The organism is Legionella fairfieldensis ATCC 49588 (assembly GCF_000621525.1).
Classification (GTDB): Bacteria; Pseudomonadota; Gammaproteobacteria; order Legionellales; family Legionellaceae; genus Tatlockia; species Tatlockia fairfieldensis.
The window spans coordinates 1-17994 of sequence record NZ_JHYC01000037.1; the positions used below are offsets into that span (position 1 = coordinate 1).

Sequence of the window (17994 nt, forward strand, 5' to 3'; positions counted from 1 at the left end):
AAAATCTCTCAAGGGTCTTGCCTTTGGCGATAAGGGCTATATCGGTAAAAAAATATTTGAAGAACTGATTAATGGTGGACTAAAACTAATCACTAGAAAACGTAAAAATATGAAGGATAAACTCGACTTATCCAGTTATGAAAAACAGTTGCTTAACCAGCGTGGTATCATTGAAACCGTGATTGGTCATTTAAAACATTGTTATCAAGTTTGGCATACACGCCATCGCTCCATTATAAATGCAATGACTCATTTAGTGGCTGCTTTAGCTGCTTATGCCATTGAGCCATTAAAGCTGTCTGCAATTAAATTGCTTGCAAATTGCGCATAGAAAAACCCATTACTGGGGTTAAAATAAATGTAATAGTGCCCTATTTGGTCTAGAGAATGCCTATAGCCTGTGTGATTGATGACATTGTTGCAAAAAAAGAAAAAGCCTATCTTGTTTTTGAAAGCAACGATTTTATTGCCTTTCTGGATCATCGCCCTTTATTTCCCGGCCATACTTTACTTGCCCCTAAGGCTCATTACAGAACACTTTATGATTTACCAGAATCGCTTGTTAGTTCTCTTTTTATTTTAACTAAAAAAATAGGGATCGCCGTTGAAAAAGCAACAGCATCAGCTGGAAGTTTTATCGCTATGAATAACATCATCAGCCAAAGTATTCCTCACTTACATGTCCATATTGTGCCAAGAAATAAACAGGATGGATTAAAAGGCTTTTTTTGGCCGCGAACCCACTATCAAAATGAGCAGCATATTCTGGAGGTACAGCAAAAAATCAAGGATTATCTGGCTGATTAATAAAATGCCAGGATATACTAACCAAATATTAATTCCAGTTTAGCTAGTACCGCTTCAACTTGAACCAGATTCATTGTTTCTACGCCATGAGCGTGCGTTCCCCAATTGTTGGTTTCCTGCGTTTTTTTAAGAACTGTTTTTACCGCCTCGGGATAGCAATCTACTGCTAAATGCCTGAACGTATAAGGGCCTGATACCTCAGAACTGGTGACTGCATGCAAAGCAACTACAGGTGTATCTACTGCTGTGGCCATATGAGAGGGTCCCGTATCCGGACATAACAGCGCTTGCGCTCGACTTATCAGGGCAAGCAATTGTTTAGGTTTGGTCTTACCGACCAGATCAATGCAGGAAACCTGAGTCAATATTTCATTTGCGAGATTTCTATCGCAAGCTCCCGGGCCACCAGTTAACACAACATTGACCTGCCAGCGACTTTGCACTTCTTTAATGACCTGGATATAACGCTCAACAGACCAGCTTCGTTCCGGTTTACTGGCCGCAGGATTTACTATTAAAACAGGGGATGAAGGAAGGTGTTTTTTTGCCCATTCATAGTCTGCCTGACTGATGGGTAAATCCCAACGTAAGTCACATTGCTGTAATCCTAAAGTATAAGCAAACTTTAAAAAACCATCCAGGGTATGATCATTACCAGGGCGGATCTTTTCATTAATAAACCAACTGTGCCCGTCTTTAGCTCGTAATTTATCATAACCAATTTTTCGTGACGCACGGATAAAAGGATACAATAAATTAGCTCGGAAACTGGCCTGGGCTGCCAATAATACGTCAAAATGCTTACCTTTCAGCTGTTTCTTAAAACACCAATAATCACGGAAACTGTCTGGTTTATTGATTACAATAAATTCAACGCCGTCCATTCCTGCCACCATGTCATAAGCAGGAGGAGAAATAACCCAGGTAATAGTCGCCTGCGGCAGATAAGTTTGTAATGTTCGAATCGTGGGAACAAACATCAATACGTCACCTAACGCTGACAAACGCACTACACAAATTGATTTAATCATTGTTGTACTTAAAAATTTAATATTCACCTGATCAGCCCCCCTGGTACGATACATGAGTCTTAAGCATTACTTGACTTTTAACGATATCGACAAGTCGCGACACGCAGGACTTTGCGGGTATCAAATAAAACTTGGGACTGATTGGAAGGTACACAGGAACTGCAACAGTTTTATTTACTAATCCACTTATCAATTTTCTAAAACAAATTTTGATCCGCAATACGGACAAATTTCACAGCCCGTTTTTTCAATGGGCAAATACACCTTAGGGTGAGCATTCCACAAAATCATCTCATCAGTGGGACAACTTAACGGTAAATCACGATGATGAACAATATATTTTTTTTGAGCACATGCTGGTTCTTTTATTTCAATTTCGGACATTATTTCCTCTATATCAATCTTGATAATTCGTAGTATTCACGCAATAGCGTTAACCCAAGGCTATACTTTTCAATTTCATTACCTACAAACCGTGCAACGCAGGTATTCTTCTTAAATAGCGCCGTTTACATGAACGCTACGTATTATCCAATATTTCTTTAATTACTGCCATGACTTCCCTTCTGCTTGCTGAATTTTCACAAGCAAAATGAGTTGCATCGGGCCAATTACGCAACCACGTCATTTGACGTTTAGCCAGTTGACGGGTTGCTACAATCCCTTTATGACGCAACATGTCATAATCGTAATCACCTGCCAAATAATTAATCACCTGCCGATATCCCACACTTCGCATGGAAGGGCAAGTAGGCGATAACTGCCATTCCTGGAGTAAATGCGCTACTTCATAAACAAATCCTTGATTTAACATTTGTTCAAACCGATTCGCAATTCGTTCATGCAACCATGAACGCTGTTCAGGCAACCAAACGAGATTGATAAACCGATAGATTTGGCTGTCCTTTTGTTCAGACCAAAAAGAGGATAAGGGTTTACCCGTTAAATGATAAACTTCCAAAGCACGCTGAAGACGTTGCGTATCATTAGGGTGGATCCTTGCCGCAGATTGAGGATCGATTTGCGCCAGTTGCTCGTGCATATAAGGCCAACCATAAAAATCGGCCTGCTGGATCAATGTCGCTCGTAAGGCATTATCCGCTTTGGGCAATGTCGATAATCCTTGTTGAAGTGCGTGAAAATACATCATTGTCCCCCCCACCAGCAGGGGGAATTTATCCCGTTGATCAATTGCTTCTGCCAGTTTAACCACATCTTCGCAAAACTGGGCTGCTGAGTAGCTTTCAGGCGGATCTAAAATATCAATTAAGTGATGGGGAGCTAATAAAAGCTCTTTTGGACCAGGTTTTGCAGTGCCAATATTCATTTCTCTATAGATCATGGCCGAATCAACACTAATAATTTCAAAAGGAAATGTGTTAATTAATTCGCAGGCCAAATCCGTTTTACCAGCAGCTGTAGGTCCCATTAAACAAAAAATAGTCTTAGGCATCTAATAACTCTCTGCAGGTTGTATCTGACAAATACTTATAGAAGAAAGTCAATTTATCATCGGCAGGAGAAGTTTGTATATAATTGATTAAAATATCCAAATCCTCTTGAGTTGCCTGTTGTGCATTGAAATATTGACATTGCGCCAGTAAATCAATTAATTGAGCGGATGATACTCCAGTATTCTCAAAGAAAGCGATTAAAAATCGTTTAAGATCGAGATGAGGAACTGCGACCGGCAAAGAACGCACGATAAACGTGTTTTCTCCTCCGAAATCCAGCTCTATCCCTATCTGAAATAACGTATCTTTAGCGGTATCAGCCTCTTCAATGCTGATTTTTGTAAGGGAGTGACTTACGGGGACAAGGAGGGGTCTGCCAGCTAAAGGTAGCGTTTGTTTCATTAACGTAGAAACCAGCCAATGGCGCTGTATAGCGACCAAATCAGCCAAATAAGGTTTTTCATGAAGGAAAAGCAAGACAAAATTACCGTTTAAAATTAACCACCTGCTTGCCTGCGCTTCTCTGATCATCGGGGAGAAAGAGGAGAGAGGCTCACAAACCTGTAACTCGTCTTCCGTTTCATTCGGTTGATAAGATTCTACAACACTTGAAATAGCCGCGGGTAAACACAATGTTTGTTTAATGTGTGAACTAATAAAATCGTGGATCAGTCTTGGTTGCTGGAAACGAATCTCATGTTTGGTAGGATGCACATTGACATCAACCTCAGCCGGGTCAATAGTTAGATACAAAAGGCAGGAAGGATACCGTCCCGGATGCAAAATACTTTCATAAGCTTGCATAACGGCATGATTAAGCAACTTGTCTTTCACTATTCGAGTATTCACGTAAATCCAAAGTTTATCATTTTGGCTGCGTTGATAATCCTGCGTACACACCCAACCGTGTAAACGCAGCGTTTCATGCTCTACCTCAACGTAAGCTGCCTTATCAATAAAAGTTTTACCCAATACTTTGCGAATTCGTGACAATCTGCTTTTATCACAATTAGCCGCGGGTAAATTAAATATCTGTCGGCCATTATGACTTAAATTAATGGCAATATGAGGTGCGCTCAATGCAAAACGTTTTACTACTTTTTCCAATGCAAGAAATTCACTGCGTTCAGATTTTAAAAACTTCTTTCTTACAGGCGCGTTAAAAAAAATATCTCGTACATCAATTGTTGTGCCCTGATTTCTGGCACAAGGACTCAGCATTATTGTCCCACCTCCTTCTGTTGAAAGCTGCATTCCATGCTCCTGCGCTGCCGGTTTGGAACTAATGGTTAAACGAGAAACCGATGCAATACTTGCTAATGCTTCACCTCGAAATCCCATACTGGAAATGGTATATAAATCCTTAAGCTCACTAATTTTGCTGGTGGCGTGAGCCGCTATCGCTAAAGGCAGATCTTCAGCAAGGATACCAACACCATTATCACTTATTCTGATTTGATTCAGGCCGCCATACCCTATCTCAATACTAATCACATTAGCCTGCGCATCCAAAGAATTTTCCAATAATTCTTTTACCACCGAAGCAGGATTCTCAATCACTTCTCCAGCAGCAATCTGATTTGCTATGATACTTGGTAATTGTTGAATTCTCATACAAAAGACGAAGGAATAATTAATTTTTGCCCTGCTCGCAGAAGGGAGCCAGACAATTTGTTAGCTGTCCGCAAGGCAACAACGGTTACATGATATTTTGCCGCAATTCCTTCCAGAGACTCCCCTCGACGTACCCAATGAATAGTTGAATTGGCTGCTAAAGCTTCCACACGCGTACCATGCGGCGGATAATCCCAAAAATAACGCTTTAACCCTTGAAAAATAGCCTGCGTTAATTGGAGCTGATACGCTGAACTGGTCAGATTTTTCTCCTCACGCGGATTAGAAATAAAACCTGTTTCTATTAAAATGGAAGGGATATCCGGGGATTTCAAGACCATAAATCGAGCCTGCTCCACTTTATTGTTATGCAAGGTTGTTATCCTATCCAAATGGCGCAAAACTCGTTCTCCCATGTGTAAACTGGAGCCAATTGTTGCAGTCTGGGATAAATCAATTAATACTGTACGTACCAGGCCGCTTTGATCATCCAAATCAGAAAGATTAACCCCCCCCAATTCCGAATAATTTTCTTTTTCAGCTAACCAACGCGCGGCTTCACTGGTTGCTCCCGATTGAGACAAAGCAAAAACCGATGCCCCATTGGATTGTTGGTTAATAAAAGCATCGGCATGAATGGAGACAAATACATCACCATTATATTTTCTGGCGATTTTTAAACGTTCACGCAAACCGATATAATAATCGCCCTTACGGGTTAACACAGCTCGCATCCCCGGTTGTTTATCAATAATTTGCTTTAATTTCATGGCAATAGCTAACGTGACATTTTTTTCCTCCGTGCGACGTGGTCCACTCGCGCCGGGATCTTTACCTCCATGCCCTGGATCAAGAACAACAACAACATCACGTAGCGTTCGACTGGGCGCATGGCGGACAGGCACCGGTCTGAATGTGCTGTTTGTTATTTTGACTGGGTCAACAGGGAGTGATTTAGCCGGTATAAAGACAGGGACTGAATTCTCATTAGTTGATAAAGCCAACGAAAATCCATGTTTTACCCTGCCAGAAGGTTCTAAAGGATTGGTTTTGGCTTTAACCATCTGACTGACTTCAAATACCAGACGCAGAGTATGAGAATCCGGACGCCCACTGCGAATATATTTAATAAGCCGTGTGCCCAAGTTAACCTTGTTTAAGCTGAAAGCCAACTCGGTATGCTCAAAATCTATCACTACTCGATTAGGATTGGTGAGCGTAAAAACTGTATGGGCAACCGCGCTATCTAATTTAAACAATATGGAAGGATGACCTGATTCTTGTTTAATATCTATAGATAGCAGTTTTGCCGCCATTGAAGGAGAACAAAATAATATCAATAAACACAACCCAAATTGTCGTATAATCATTGCTTATCTGCCAGGCAAGACAAAATTTGTTCTCCAGCAATGCTAAATGCCCGTATAGTCAGCAACCGTCCACTTCCTTTAATAGCAAATGAAAAATTAATATCCACATGCTCTAAAAGAGTGCCGGCGCGCTCCGGCCATTCAATACAGCATACTGAATCAGGTAAAAAATAATCTCTGAAACCAATATACTCTAACTCTGTTTCATCGTGAATACGATACAGATCAAAATGATGTATTTGCAAATTTTCTTTACTATAGCTTTCAACCAGGGAAAAAGTAGGACTTTTAATCGCTGTTTTGATACCTGAAGCACGCAATAAAGCACGAATAAACGTTGTCTTGCCTACCCCTATTTCGCCACTGAAAGTCAGCACTAGAGGAGCTTTCAGGTAATTTGTCAACCGTTGAGCAAGCCTTTGCGTGCTGATTTCATCAGGCAGATCAAGATCAATGGAAATGATAGTCATCGAGCGCTCATCCTCAATTATTAACCAAATGATGCAAATAAGATATTAAATCACTGGCTAATAAGCCACGCTCACCCCGCTCAGTGGCCGCAATATCGCCAGCCTGGGCGTGTAACCACACCCCTAACTTCGCCGCATCGCTCAACGTCAAACCTTGAGCGGCCAGTCCTGCAATGATCCCGCTTAAAGCATCGCCCATACCGGCACTTGCCATGCCGGGATTGCCAGCATCACATAAGTACACCTCGGATTCATCGGTCGCCACCAGCGAACCCGCCCCCTTAAGAACAACCTGGCCGCCATATTGATTTTGTAAATGTAACAGCGCCTGATAACGATCCGCCTGAATTTCTGCTGTAGTACAGCCCAGCAAGCTCGCCGCTTCACCAGGATGAGGTGTTAAAATCCAGTTATCATCCTGTTGCGGATTTTGAGCAAGCAAACGTAACGCGGACGCATCAATTACCATCGGTAGCTGGGAGATCAGTGCTTTGTTGTATAATGCAATTGCCCAATTATCTTCGCCTAGCCCTGGACCAATAATCCCTATGGTTGCACGACCCAGGAGCGGATTAAGCTCCTCTGCATCGGTAATGCCATAAATCATTGCTTCGGGCAATAAGGGAAGAGCCTGTTTTGCGTATTCAGGCCGAGTAGCAATAGTCACCATCCCTGCCCCCACGCGCAAAGCAGCCTGGGCTGCCAAATCAATTGAGCCAGGCATACCATAATTACCCCCAATAATCAGGACATGGCCAAACAGCCCTTTATGGGCATTCCTGATTCGCCTGGGAAGAAGGAACTGCCTCAATCCATCTTCCAACAAATAAGCGGCTGGTGAAAGTGCAGTTAAACAATTACCCAGCTGTAAATCATGGCAAATCACTTCACCGCTGTAATCAGGTCCATCCCCGGTCATTAAACCCAATTTAAGGCCAATAAAAGTCACTGTAGTAGTGGCTCGTACACCTACTCCTCTTATTTGTCCTGTATCAGCATCGAGACCAGACGGGACATCCATTGCAAAAACAGGCAACTGAGCATCGTTAATCTGACTAATAGCAGACGCTAAAGGCCCCGATACCTTACCTTTTAACCCAATTCCTAATAATGCATCAACAATTAATTCTGCATCACTATCAATAGCTTCATCAATGCATTGAAAAATAACGCCCGCTGCAAGTGCCTGTAATGCCGCATGACGCGCCGCAGGCGGTAAATCCTCAAGCGTTTTATACTGATTAACGACGACCATATATCCTTGCTCATGAGCAAGTCTGGCAAGAACATAGCCATCGCCACCATTATTACCACTCCCACAAAACACAGAAAGTGTACGTACAGCTGGATAAAGCTCTCTTAGTGTCGCAAAAGCACACGTACCTGCTCGCGTCATTAATTCATCTTCAGCCAAACCTAATCCATTTATACTCATTTGTTCGCATTGACGAATATGTGCTGCCTGATAAAGAGCCGTTTTTGATGACTTCATGGTTTAGACTCCGTTTTCTTATAAAATATAATTCGGAATAAGAATTGTTGAAAGAAAGCCTTTAATTCGCGAAACGCTCAAAAAATTTCTGATCGTTGATCTAATTAATAAATAGGATGTTCTTTTATAGAAGAGCAGGAGATACTTAGATTAAAGATAGCCTGAAAGACAGTGTAAAAAGAGATCACGATCGTAATTAAGAGCACTTGGCTCTCACGTCTTTTTCACATCAGCGAGAAAGACAATTCATGCCATAGATCTATAAAAAGAAAAGATCTGCATGCTCGTGAACGCTCAATGGCGTCAACTTAAGGCCAATTTTCATTGCCTGCGTCCCACGGCTTGTCCGTGGGATGACGTATGTTCCGGATTCCACGGACAAGCCGTGGAACGTGGGCATTCTTTAAGTTGACCTCATTGCGTGAACGCTTACCCATACAGGCTACAACTTTTCTAAAACCTCTTAAAGCTGACATCCTACGTCCTTACAGGCCAATCAATTATTTAAATTATTATTCTAGTCTTTTTTGTCCTTTTTCACCAAAGTCAACGCTGGCTTATTGCGCCCTTTTGTCTCTCGATTTGTGGAGGACGATGATGAAGAAGGGGGTAGCTCCTCCCCAAATTCCATTCCTCGACCATTTTCTTTAGCGTAAATAGCAAGCACTGCCGCTGGAACAACAAAAATCTGCATGCTTTCACCAGAAAACCGTGCAGTAAAAACAATTCGGTCATTTTCCAGATGCAGACCACGACAGGCTTTAGGAGAAATATTCAATACTATCCGGCCATCACTAACATGCTCTTGAGGCACCTGCACGCCTGTGTATTGAGCATTAACAAGGATATAAGGCGTTAAATCATTATCAACAATCCAGTCATAAATAGCGCGAATCAGATAAGGTTTATTGGATGTCATCGTTGTCATGATTAAGCTGCCCGTAATTGCCTTTCTGCATCAGTCAGACTTGCCTGGAAAGAATCACGCTTAAATAGACGTTGCATATAGGAAGTTAAGCCCTTTGCTTTTACAGGTATTTCTATTCCCAGTTGGGGTAAACGCCATAATAAAGGAGCAAGAACGCAGTCAAGCAGAGAAAATTCATCACTAAGAAAATAAAGTTTATCAGCAAAAACCGGTTCGAGACTTATCAGGCTATCGAGTAAATTTTGCTGCGCCTGCTCAGCATTATCACCCGCTTTAATACACTGGAATAAAGAATACCAGTCTTGCTCAACCCGATGCATCATCTTACGAGCCTCCGCCCGGGCAACCGGATAAACAGGTAAAAGCGGCGGATGAGGAAAGCGCTCGTCCAGATACTCCATAATAATACGAGCTTCGTATAAGACTAGTTCTCTGTCAAGGAGTGTGGGTATCGTTCCATAAGGATTAACAGAGAGCAGGTCGTCAGATGCTTCACCTTGTCTGGCAGAAAGAATTTCCACATTTACCCCTTTTTCCGCCAGAACTATACGCACTTGATGACTATATACATCATCATTATCTGAATACAAAGACATAACCGTACGCTTTGTCACAATAGCCATCGTAACTCCTCGTCAATTGTTAAATTATTTTACAACATGCTGAAGGACAGCATTTTATCATATTTTACGTCTAATGGGGTAATAGATTCCTTAATCGAAGAGGAAACCCCGTCTGACAGTCACATCACCAGGCTATCATACCGCCATCAAATCGCAGTAATTTATCCCCGTGACTACTTGAGGCATGTTGCTCAACTTGCTTTAACATTCCTGCCACACTGGTTTGCACATCAATTAATGCATCAGGACCACCCATGTCTGTTTTTACCCAACCTGGGTGGATTAACATCACATGGACCCCTTTATCTTTAACATCGATGGCAAAACTGCGCATCGCACAATTAAGTGCTGCTTTACTTGCTCGATACGCATACGATTTTCCAGTTTGATTATCAGAAATACTTCCCATTTGTGAACTGACAACTAAAATAGTTTTTTCCTGACTTTTTTGAAGGTTAGGTAGTAACGCATCACTTAATTTCACCACGCTAATGCAATTTACATTGAAGACATCGAGAAAGTTTGATCGGTTAACATTACCGGTTGTCACCCCTTTTTCTCCACTGGTACCGGCATTATTGATTAGCAAATCAATCGGCCTGTTATTTAGGGCTTGTATTAAAGAAGTGATATTGTTGTCGTTTGTTACATCCAGGGAAATCACTTCATCCGCCAAAGCATTAAGCTCCTTAGCCCGAGCTGGAGTACGACAGCATCCAATAACATAATACCCTTTCTCTTTAAGTTGACGAACAAATTCCAGACCAATACCTTTATTAGCTCCTGTAATTAAGGCAGTTTTCATAAAAATCTCCTTTTGTTTGATGTTATGATTCTTTTCTATCAGTAGGATGAGAAGGTTTCATTGGTTTTTATCCAAATTCTATGCTGAAAAAATGCAAAAAACCCAAGTCTAACTTAACGTCTCCCTGATTGGAAATTGTCATCTGTTATATTTGCGAGTCTCTAAACAGTCCCAACCTAATGTTATTTACTAAGAGCTTGTTCAAAGTTTCTGAATTAGTATCCTAATAAATGCCAGACCAACCATCTGTAGGCTTGTATCAGTTTTTCTTTCACAGTTTTTCCATAACGACGACATTTTTCAAGCCAGGCAAAAGAACGTTCAATAACCCAACGTTTGGAATAACGATAAATTTGTGTAATTCACTACGTTTTGCAAGTTCCACAGCTGCTCCAAGAGTTTCTTTTATTGCTGTTGCAAAAGGCTCTCCCGTATAGCCACCATTAATCAGCATAACCTTAACACTTGATAAATTTTCTTTTAAGTTTGATGCCATAGTGATAGTACCTTCGCGGTCAGTGACATTGGCTGTTGTGATGTAGATCGTATGAGGAAGTCCCTGAGTATCTACTGCAATATGTCGTTTGATCCCAGATACTTTCTTCCTCCATCATAACCTTTATTTTCCGCTGTATCTGTATTTTTAACGCTCTGAGCGTCCACAATACAAAAAATGAATACTCCGTGTTTCGCACTCCATAACCATGATTAATAATGACAACCGATAGATTGTATCGCTTGCCTTTTGCATTACGCTGAGACGAATGACTAATATAAACTTCAATGGGAATAATACAGTTTCTTGCTCTATCCTGAAACCTATAGGATGGCTGTATAACTTCGTTTTGAAGCGGACTAATAGCTTGAAGATTAGAGGCTAAGGCAACAGGCCTTTGACCAAAACAGCTAGTGTAATAAATAAGAATAAAAGCCTACATAGTGGATTAGTCATTTTAGTAAAAGTGATTAAGAAATTGAATTTTACTAGAAGCCATACAAAAATAGCGCGCCCGGAAGGATTCGAACCTCCGACCTAATGATTAACAGTCGCAGTCTTAGCCATCAACCACAGTACGCTACAACAAATAACAATAATAAAATCAACTACCTATCATATTATTTTCCATACAACATCCTAATTACCGTTAAACTATATTGCGTCGTGGAGAGCGGCTTTGATATTCGTCATTTAAGCTATGAATTACTTCAGCGACTGATTTCGTACCAATAAGATTATTTGCTGCTCGTACACTTAAAGCACCTTCAGCCAACTCTTTATCTCCAACCACAATAATATAATTAATTTGTTGAAGTTGAGCTTTACGTACTTTTTTATTAATTGATTCATTATCAAAATCTACCTCAGCTCGTAATCCAGCCTTTATAAATTGTTCTAATACGTTCTGAGCATAATCATGATGATTTTCCGCGATAGGCAATATTATCACTTGAACAGGTGCCAGCCAAAGTGGAAATTTGCCTGCGTAATGCTCAATAAGAATGCCAAAAAAACGTTCTATTGAGCCATAGACTACACGATGAATCATCACTGGGCGTTGTTTTTCACCATTCGCATCAATGTAACTTAAGTCGAATCGCTCAGGTAAATTTAAGTCTAATTGGATAGTCCCACATTGCCAGGTTCTACCAATGGCATCTCTGATATGAATATCAATTTTAGGCCCATAGAACGCACCATCGCCTTCATTAAGCTTATAAGCATAGCCACAACGAGTTAATGATTCAATTAAGCCATCCGTTGCTAATTGCCATTGCTCATCACTTCCAATAGATTGTTCAGGTCGAGTGGATAGCTCTAAGTGATAATCTAATCCAAATAACTTATACATGGATGTTGCCAATGATAAAACCTTATGAATTTCATCAGAAATGTCAGTAGGCTTCATAAAAATGTGAGCATCATCTTGATGAAAGCAGCGAACGCGGAATAATCCTGACAGAGCACCGCTAAACTCATGTCGATGTACTACACCTACTTCAGCGATACGCAAAGGCAGTTGTCGATAAGAATACATATCTTCCTTATAAAACAACATGCCGCCAGGGCAATTCATGGGTTTTAATACACTTGTTTTTTCATCGACTACGCTAAGGTACATATTTTCCCGATAAAAATCCCAATGCCCGGATGTTTCCCACAATTCATGAGACATAAGTATCGGTGTTTTAATTTGTTTGTAGCCCTCTTTATTATGTTGTTCCTGCCAATACGACATAAGTTCATTCCAGATAATCATACCTTTGGGATGAATGAATGGCATACCAGGGCCTTCTTTATGGAAGGAAAATAAACCAAGCTGTTTACCAATAACGCGATGATCACGCTTTGCTGCTTCTTCTAAAAAATTCAAATGCGACTTTAGTAATTTTTTATCTGGAAACGAAATACCATAAATCCGTGTGAGTTGAGGATTATTTTTATCAGCGCGCCAATAGGCTCCAGAAGTTTTCATAAGCTTAAATGCTTGTACTATACCAAAATGAGGAATATGAGGGCCTCGACATAAATCAATAAAATCATTTTGAGAGTAGGCGCTTAAACCTTCATCTAGATTTTCAATCATTTCCATTTTAAATCTATTATTGGCAAATATTTTTTTTGCCTCTTCTTTATCTGAATATTCAATACGCTGGGGCTCAATTCGTTCTTGAACAATTTTTTGAACTTCTGCTTCAACCTTGGGAAAATCATCAGCGGAAATCGATAAATCAGCAAAGTCATAATAAAAACCAGACTCAATAGCAGGTCCTATTGTTGGTTTGGCTTCTGGGTATAAGCGAGTTATCGCTTGAGCAAGAATATGTGCTGAAGAGTGCCAGAATATTTCTTTTCCTTCAGGATCGTCAAAAGTTAGAACTTGAATATTGTCTCCGTCTTGGAGCTCAATATTAAGATCCTTCGGTATACCATTTACTTTAAGTGCTAGCGCTTGATGACCATTGAGCGACTTTTTGATTTGGCGTATCAAATCAAAACCATTCGCTGCAGCAGCTAATTCGACAACACTTCCATCCGTAACATTTATTTGCATAGAATTCTCTGTAACATCATGTGTACTATTTAATTTTTTCTGTATTTGTAAGCTATAAGCTAGGCAAGAACTTGTTAATTTGAATGAAAAAATTTAAGCCTTTTATGCAAGCTGTTATATCATATTCAGACTTTGAAATTCAATGATTGCCTTACTTTAAACCTAATCTTGTAAGGTGCAATATCATAAGGTAATTTTATAATCTAAAGAGTTTCTGCTGAATTACCCATACTCGAAGAATTTTTATTTATTTACGCACACCTGCACCTCTTGAAACGCTTTATGAGGGACATTATAAAAAAACAGGTCTTACAACACTATACAGTTGTTAACTCTTCTTGCAAAAAAGCTAACAAATAGGGTTTTAAACCTGTTTCCACTTCACACGGTAATAATTATCACCCCAACGTAATTCTGCGGTAGTATCTCGCGATATGGAGGTTACTCCTGCTGGAGTTCCTGTGTATATAATATCCCCTGCTTTCAAAGGAAAAAACTGACTGATATAAACCAGTAAATCTTCTGGTTGCATTCTCATATCTGCCCCTTTAGCATGTTGGTGCAGAATACCATTAATAAGGAATTGAAATTCAATGTCCCTGTAATTATTAAATTTATAATAGGGAATCCATGGACCTGAAACAGCAGCATCCTTAAACACTTTGGCTGTAGTCCAGGGATAGCCTTGCTTCTTTAATAAAGATTGACGCATTCTCAGTGTCATATCCAAACCAAGAGTTACATCTGAAACTGCCTCTTTGGCTTCCTCAACCGTCATTTTGAACCCATCATGAGCTAAACGTAGAACGATTTCGCATTCAGGTTGAACATCCGTTTCACCTGAAGGAAAGTCAAGATGAAGCTCCTCGCCCCAATGTAATACTTGTTTAAAAACGCTAGCAGGTTTTAAAAATAAGACAGGCTCTACAGGTACAGGATCTCCAAGCTCCATCGCATGCTCAAGATAATTTTTTCCTACGCAAACTATTTTATCTACAGCCATATATTGATACCTCAGAGTCAGTATTAGCCTATCAACTTAGCCAGAAAATAATTTAATCACAATATTCATTTAGCAACTCGTATCTTTCTGATAGAATTTTAGATAAAACATCCAAATCAATTTAAACTTGACCCGATCATAAGCAACTTCAATCCATTGATAAGTAATTTTGAAACTGGATACCCTGATACTATGCACCACAAATCAAATGACAAAAAGAATCGAATTCTTATTGTAGAAGACAATTACATTGCACAAACTGTCGCACAATCCATCTTAACGCAGTTTAAATGTGATGTGGATATTGCTGACTGCGGAAAAAAAGCCATCGAACTATGGAAAAGCAAGACTTATGATTTGATTTTTATGGATATCGGATTACCTGACATGGATGGCTATGAAGTAACCCGATTTATTCGAGGCCAGGAGTTAACTACAAAAACCCATATGCCTATTATCGCGCTCACAGCCCATACAGGCGATGAAAATAAAAAACGATGCCTTGAAGCAGGCATGAATGCCATACTCACGAAACCGCTAACAATCAGAGACTGTGCAGATATTATAGATACCTTTATTCCCGCACAACCCAGGGGCATACCCGATCGACAATATACAGAATTGCCTAAACAAAAAGAACAATTATTCAATTTATCAGACTTCCCTCTTCTTGATGTAGAAGAAGGAATCAAAACAACTGGCAATGAAACCATATTCCGGGAAATGCTGCGCCTCATGGTCAATGAATCCATCATTTCGGACAGAATAGAAATGAAAGAAGCACACGATAATCAGGATTGGGATAAAACACAGAAAATTGCCCATAAAATCAAAGGCGGTGCGGTCTACGTAGGTACTACTCGCTTAAAAATGGCATGCCAATACCTCGAACGCTATTGGAAAACAGGGCAACGTGACTTACTGGAACCCCTGTATCAACAAATATTAACGGTTATAGAGAAAAGTCTGCATGAAATAAAGGACTGGTTGAATACAAAAAGTTAACACCTTTTTAAACCTCAAAAAGAGGTGGACGAATGACTTCATTCTAATATAATGGCGTTAGTTGGCAGAAAGTAAATCTTTGGAAGAAATTTATAACCTTAATTTGACACCGCTTGGAACCTGCAATGACCAAGTTAAGTCAGATCATATCTTGGAAAGGAATCAAAATGTCTGATAATAAAAGAAAATTAATAAAAAAAATTCCTTTTACCCTATGTTTTCTGACTGTTATTTTTTCATTACTGATGTCCTCAACACATGCAAGTACTCCTCTGTGGACATTTACTCCATTAACACCAACGACTATTTCAATGACCAACCAGGAAAGTACTGTTGTTCAATATAATATCACTAATCAATCTAAAAAAACGCATACTCTCGAGTTGGTACCGATATCAGGCATTCATCAAATAACTGCGCCGGGAAATTGCCCCCATCCTTTTGTTTTAGGTTACCAACAATCTTGTGTGTTATCTTTGCAAATTAATGGTCATATTTTAAACGGAAATATAGTGGGCGGCCCCGCTGTCTGTCAACAAGGGAACCATTTGCAATGTTACCAACCCAGCCTGCCTGATGTCTTAAAGATATCCATCGTTAAAGATCAAGCCAAATCATTGGGAGGAACTATCTCAGGACTGACAGGAACCGTAACATTACAGAATAATGGACGGGACTTCTTGACTCTTAACACGAATGGCTCTTTTACTTTTCCTACTCCTGTGACTCAGGGGAGTCCCTACAATGTCACTGTTCTCTCTCAACCTGCAACCCGAACTTGTACAGTAAGTAGCGGATCGGGGATTATGGGATCTGCCAATGTCACCAATGTCACGGTAACTTGCGCAATCAATTCCTATACAGTAGGAGGCACCGTATCGGGTCTGGTGGGGGGAACTGTGGTCTTGCAGAACAATGGCGGTAATGATTTAGAAATCGAGGACAATGGCCCCTTTACTTTTTCTGAGACTGTCGCTCAAGGTAGTCCTTATAACGTTACTGTTTTAACCCAACCAGACAATCAGATCTGTTCAATCACTAATGGCAGTGGAACCATGGGAGGAGCGGACGTGACGAATGTTACGGTCAACTGTTCGGCAATTACCCATACTGTAGGGGGCACCGTATCGGGCCTGGTGGGAAAGGTGATCTTGCAGAACAATGGCAGTGATGATTTAGAGATCGAGGACAATGGGGCCTTTACTTTTACTGAGCCTGTGGCTCAAGGTGGTAATTATGCAGTAACCGTGCTCACTCAACCCACAACTCAAACCTGTAGCGTCACGAACGGCACAGGTACCGTAGGTACCAGCGATATTACCAATGTCGATGTCACATGCGTTACCAATGCGACTACTCTTTCTGTAACGACAGGCATCATTCCTGTCACGCCTGATCGTTCATTAAATGGCAGTATTGTTGTAACTAATACAGGTTCATTTACGGCAGCTAACGTTCAGGCTACCCTTCCTCCAGGTTGGAATGAAGTAGATCAAGATAGCAGTGACTGCGCAATAGTTGCTTCGGGTGACACATGTACCATCACGTTTACCTCAACAGCACCTTATGTAGCTCAGGGTTCTATTAGTGTCGCAGGAAGTAATACACCATCTCCACCAAACACAGCTATTGCCTTTTCTATTGAGGGTTATCTGGTTTACTCGGTTGACTCAGCCAATACAGCGCAAGTTATTGATACAGCGGATGCCCCGATAGCTCCCTGGGGTAATTATGGCACTACAACTGCAACAAGCACCACAGATGGCATGAGCAATACAATTAATATTGTTAATTTTCCGGGTATTGGTACGAGTGCAGCAGTCAATTGTTATAACAGTACAAATGGTGGAGCTGCTGTAGGAACCTGGTATTTGCCTTCGATCTGTCAGATGCTTGCTGCTACTGGTTGTACTATTGCCAATATCAATACATTAGCTCAACTGGGTTTTGGAGGCTTCACAAGTAATACGAATTATTGGACATCTCTTCAAAGTATAAGTAACCCTTCGCAAGCAGCTTTTGCTATATACCCATCGCCATTGAAAGTACTGGAAATTATTTCTGAAATGGATTACAAATACGGCCATGAGATTTCAGCCGCTCAGTGACGAGCAAAAAAAAGATTTAGAACTCCGCCACCGTTATGAAGACGATGGTCGCATACGCGATCGTATAAAAGCCGTGCTATTGAAAAGTGAAGGTTGGAAAAACAAGGCGATTGCACAAGCCTTACGAATCCATGAGGAAACAGTCCGGCAACATTTAACGGATTGGGCAACTGACGAAAAATTAAAACCTGAAAATGGGGGCTCATATAGCAAGCTTGATGAGGTGCAAAC

General features: G+C 40.6%; 18 protein-coding genes and 1 pseudogene. 5 read left to right on the forward strand and 14 right to left on the reverse strand.

Features of this window, described 5'->3' with window-relative positions; translation table 11 throughout:
• Both T345_RS14095 and T345_RS0110025 read left to right on the forward strand, forming a co-directional pair.
• Positions 1–331 (forward strand): transposase (locus T345_RS14095; protein ID WP_035918775.1); only part of this gene is annotated, 331 nt, incomplete at its 5' end.
• A 56-nt stretch (positions 332–387) separates the two neighbouring features.
• The gene (locus tag T345_RS0110025) at positions 388–807 is read left to right on the forward strand and encodes an HIT family protein (protein WP_028389235.1); all 420 of its coding nucleotides are present in this window, start codon (positions 388–390) and stop codon (positions 805–807) included.
• A 17-nt stretch (positions 808–824) separates the two neighbouring features.
• On the opposite strand, the gene T345_RS0110030 is transcribed toward T345_RS0110025, so the two are convergent.
• From T345_RS0110030 to T345_RS14105, 14 genes and pseudogenes are all read right to left on the reverse strand, one after another.
• The gene (locus T345_RS0110030; protein ID WP_028389236.1) at positions 825–1838 is read right to left on the reverse strand and encodes a glycosyltransferase family 9 protein; all 1014 of its coding nucleotides are present in this window, start codon (positions 1836–1838) and stop codon (positions 825–827) included.
• 189 nt (positions 1839–2027) lie between these two features.
• Positions 2028–2222, reverse strand: coding sequence for a zinc-finger domain-containing protein (locus tag T345_RS0110035; RefSeq protein ID WP_028389237.1), 195 nt, complete (start codon positions 2220–2222; stop codon positions 2028–2030).
• Between the two features lie 136 nt (positions 2223–2358).
• Positions 2359–3291 (reverse strand): tRNA (adenosine(37)-N6)-dimethylallyltransferase MiaA, encoded by a 933-nt coding sequence (miaA, locus tag T345_RS0110040; protein ID WP_028389238.1) that lies wholly within the window; start codon positions 3289–3291, stop codon positions 2359–2361.
• Positions 3284–4906 (reverse strand): DNA mismatch repair endonuclease MutL, encoded by a 1623-nt coding sequence (gene mutL / locus T345_RS0110045; protein ID WP_028389239.1) that lies wholly within the window; start codon positions 4904–4906, stop codon positions 3284–3286. The genes miaA and mutL overlap by 8 nt, the downstream gene beginning before the upstream one ends.
• Positions 4903–6276 carry an N-acetylmuramoyl-L-alanine amidase gene (locus tag T345_RS0110050; protein ID WP_028389240.1) on the reverse strand — a complete coding sequence of 458 codons (1374 nt, stop codon included), beginning with the start codon at positions 6274–6276 and terminating at the stop codon, positions 4903–4905. The genes mutL and T345_RS0110050 overlap by 4 nt, the downstream gene beginning before the upstream one ends.
• Positions 6273–6746, reverse strand: coding sequence for a tRNA (adenosine(37)-N6)-threonylcarbamoyltransferase complex ATPase subunit type 1 TsaE (gene tsaE, locus T345_RS0110055; protein ID WP_084273790.1), 474 nt, complete (start codon positions 6744–6746; stop codon positions 6273–6275). Before tsaE ends, T345_RS0110050 begins: the two co-directional genes overlap by 4 nt.
• A 13-nt stretch (positions 6747–6759) precedes the next feature.
• Positions 6760–8238: a bifunctional ADP-dependent NAD(P)H-hydrate dehydratase/NAD(P)H-hydrate epimerase gene (locus T345_RS0110060; RefSeq protein WP_028389242.1), complete on the reverse strand. Its 1479-nt coding sequence runs from the start codon at positions 8236–8238 to the stop codon at positions 6760–6762.
• A gap of 308 nt (positions 8239–8546) precedes the next feature.
• A complete protein-coding gene (locus T345_RS15090) occupies positions 8547–8714 on the reverse strand; it encodes a hypothetical protein (protein ID WP_156935639.1) in 168 nt (55 codons plus the stop codon).
• A gap of 41 nt (positions 8715–8755) precedes the next feature.
• Entirely contained in the window at positions 8756–9157 is a 402-nt protein-coding gene (locus tag T345_RS0110065; protein ID WP_028389243.1) for a ClpXP protease specificity-enhancing factor, read from the reverse strand.
• 11 nt (positions 9158–9168) lie between these two features.
• Entirely contained in the window at positions 9169–9789 is a 621-nt protein-coding gene (gene sspA / locus T345_RS0110070; protein WP_028389244.1) for a stringent starvation protein SspA, read from the reverse strand.
• Between the two features lie 124 nt (positions 9790–9913).
• Positions 9914–10594, reverse strand: coding sequence for an SDR family oxidoreductase (locus tag T345_RS0110075; protein WP_028389245.1), 681 nt, complete (start codon positions 10592–10594; stop codon positions 9914–9916).
• Positions 10595–10795: 201 nt separating this feature from the next.
• Positions 10796–11266 (reverse strand): annotated as a pseudogene (locus T345_RS14100) (IS5 family transposase); the annotation flags it as partial.
• A 473-nt stretch (positions 11267–11739) separates the two neighbouring features.
• Positions 11740–13647, reverse strand: coding sequence for a threonine--tRNA ligase (gene thrS, locus T345_RS0110085; protein ID WP_028389246.1), 1908 nt, complete (start codon positions 13645–13647; stop codon positions 11740–11742).
• Positions 13648–14011: 364 nt separating this feature from the next.
• Positions 14012–14650, reverse strand: coding sequence for a fumarylacetoacetate hydrolase family protein (locus tag T345_RS14105; RefSeq protein WP_051555236.1), 639 nt, complete (start codon positions 14648–14650; stop codon positions 14012–14014).
• A 192-nt stretch (positions 14651–14842) separates the two neighbouring features.
• On the opposite strand from T345_RS14105, the gene T345_RS14850 reads away from it, so the two are divergent.
• The 3 genes from T345_RS14850 to T345_RS0110105 form a co-directional block, all read left to right on the forward strand.
• Complete coding sequence (locus tag T345_RS14850; RefSeq protein WP_028389247.1) at positions 14843–15655, forward strand: response regulator; 813 nt, start codon at positions 14843–14845, stop codon at positions 15653–15655.
• Between the two features lie 167 nt (positions 15656–15822).
• Positions 15823–17763 carry an autotransporter outer membrane beta-barrel domain-containing protein gene (locus T345_RS14630; protein ID WP_028389248.1) on the forward strand — a complete coding sequence of 647 codons (1941 nt, stop codon included), beginning with the start codon at positions 15823–15825 and terminating at the stop codon, positions 17761–17763.
• Positions 17741–17994 (forward strand): helix-turn-helix domain-containing protein (locus T345_RS0110105; protein WP_028389249.1); only part of this gene is annotated, 254 nt, incomplete at its 3' end. The genes T345_RS14630 and T345_RS0110105, both read left to right, overlap by 23 nt.

Bases quoted from the DNA above. Each gene is read 5' to 3' on its own strand.
- T345_RS0110025 (WP_028389235.1), top strand. From the start codon at position 388: ATGCCTATAGCCTGTGTGATTGATGACATTGTTGCAAAAAAAGAAAAA.
- T345_RS0110030 (WP_028389236.1), bottom strand. From the start codon at position 1,838: ATGATTAAATCAATTTGTGTAGTGCGTTTGTCAGCGTTAGGTGACGTA.
- T345_RS0110035 (WP_028389237.1), bottom strand. From the start codon at position 2,222: ATGTCCGAAATTGAAATAAAAGAACCAGCATGTGCTCAAAAAAAATAT.
- miaA (WP_028389238.1), bottom strand. From the start codon at position 3,291: ATGCCTAAGACTATTTTTTGTTTAATGGGACCTACAGCTGCTGGTAAA.
- mutL (WP_028389239.1), bottom strand. From the start codon at position 4,906: ATGAGAATTCAACAATTACCAAGTATCATAGCAAATCAGATTGCTGCT.
- T345_RS0110050 (WP_028389240.1), bottom strand. From the start codon at position 6,276: ATGATTATACGACAATTTGGGTTGTGTTTATTGATATTATTTTGTTCT.
- tsaE (WP_084273790.1), bottom strand. From the start codon at position 6,746: ATGACTATCATTTCCATTGATCTTGATCTGCCTGATGAAATCAGCACG.
- T345_RS0110060 (WP_028389242.1), bottom strand. From the start codon at position 8,238: ATGAAGTCATCAAAAACGGCTCTTTATCAGGCAGCACATATTCGTCAA.
- T345_RS15090 (WP_156935639.1), bottom strand. From the start codon at position 8,714: ATGTCAGCTTTAAGAGGTTTTAGAAAAGTTGTAGCCTGTATGGGTAAG.
- T345_RS0110065 (WP_028389243.1), bottom strand. From the start codon at position 9,157: ATGACATCCAATAAACCTTATCTGATTCGCGCTATTTATGACTGGATT.
- sspA (WP_028389244.1), bottom strand. From the start codon at position 9,789: ATGGCTATTGTGACAAAGCGTACGGTTATGTCTTTGTATTCAGATAAT.
- T345_RS0110075 (WP_028389245.1), bottom strand. From the start codon at position 10,594: ATGAAAACTGCCTTAATTACAGGAGCTAATAAAGGTATTGGTCTGGAA.
- thrS (WP_028389246.1), bottom strand. From the start codon at position 13,647: ATGCAAATAAATGTTACGGATGGAAGTGTTGTCGAATTAGCTGCTGCA.
- T345_RS14105 (WP_051555236.1), bottom strand. From the start codon at position 14,650: ATGGCTGTAGATAAAATAGTTTGCGTAGGAAAAAATTATCTTGAGCAT.
- T345_RS14850 (WP_028389247.1), top strand. From the start codon at position 14,843: ATGCACCACAAATCAAATGACAAAAAGAATCGAATTCTTATTGTAGAA.
- T345_RS14630 (WP_028389248.1), top strand. From the start codon at position 15,823: ATGTCTGATAATAAAAGAAAATTAATAAAAAAAATTCCTTTTACCCTA.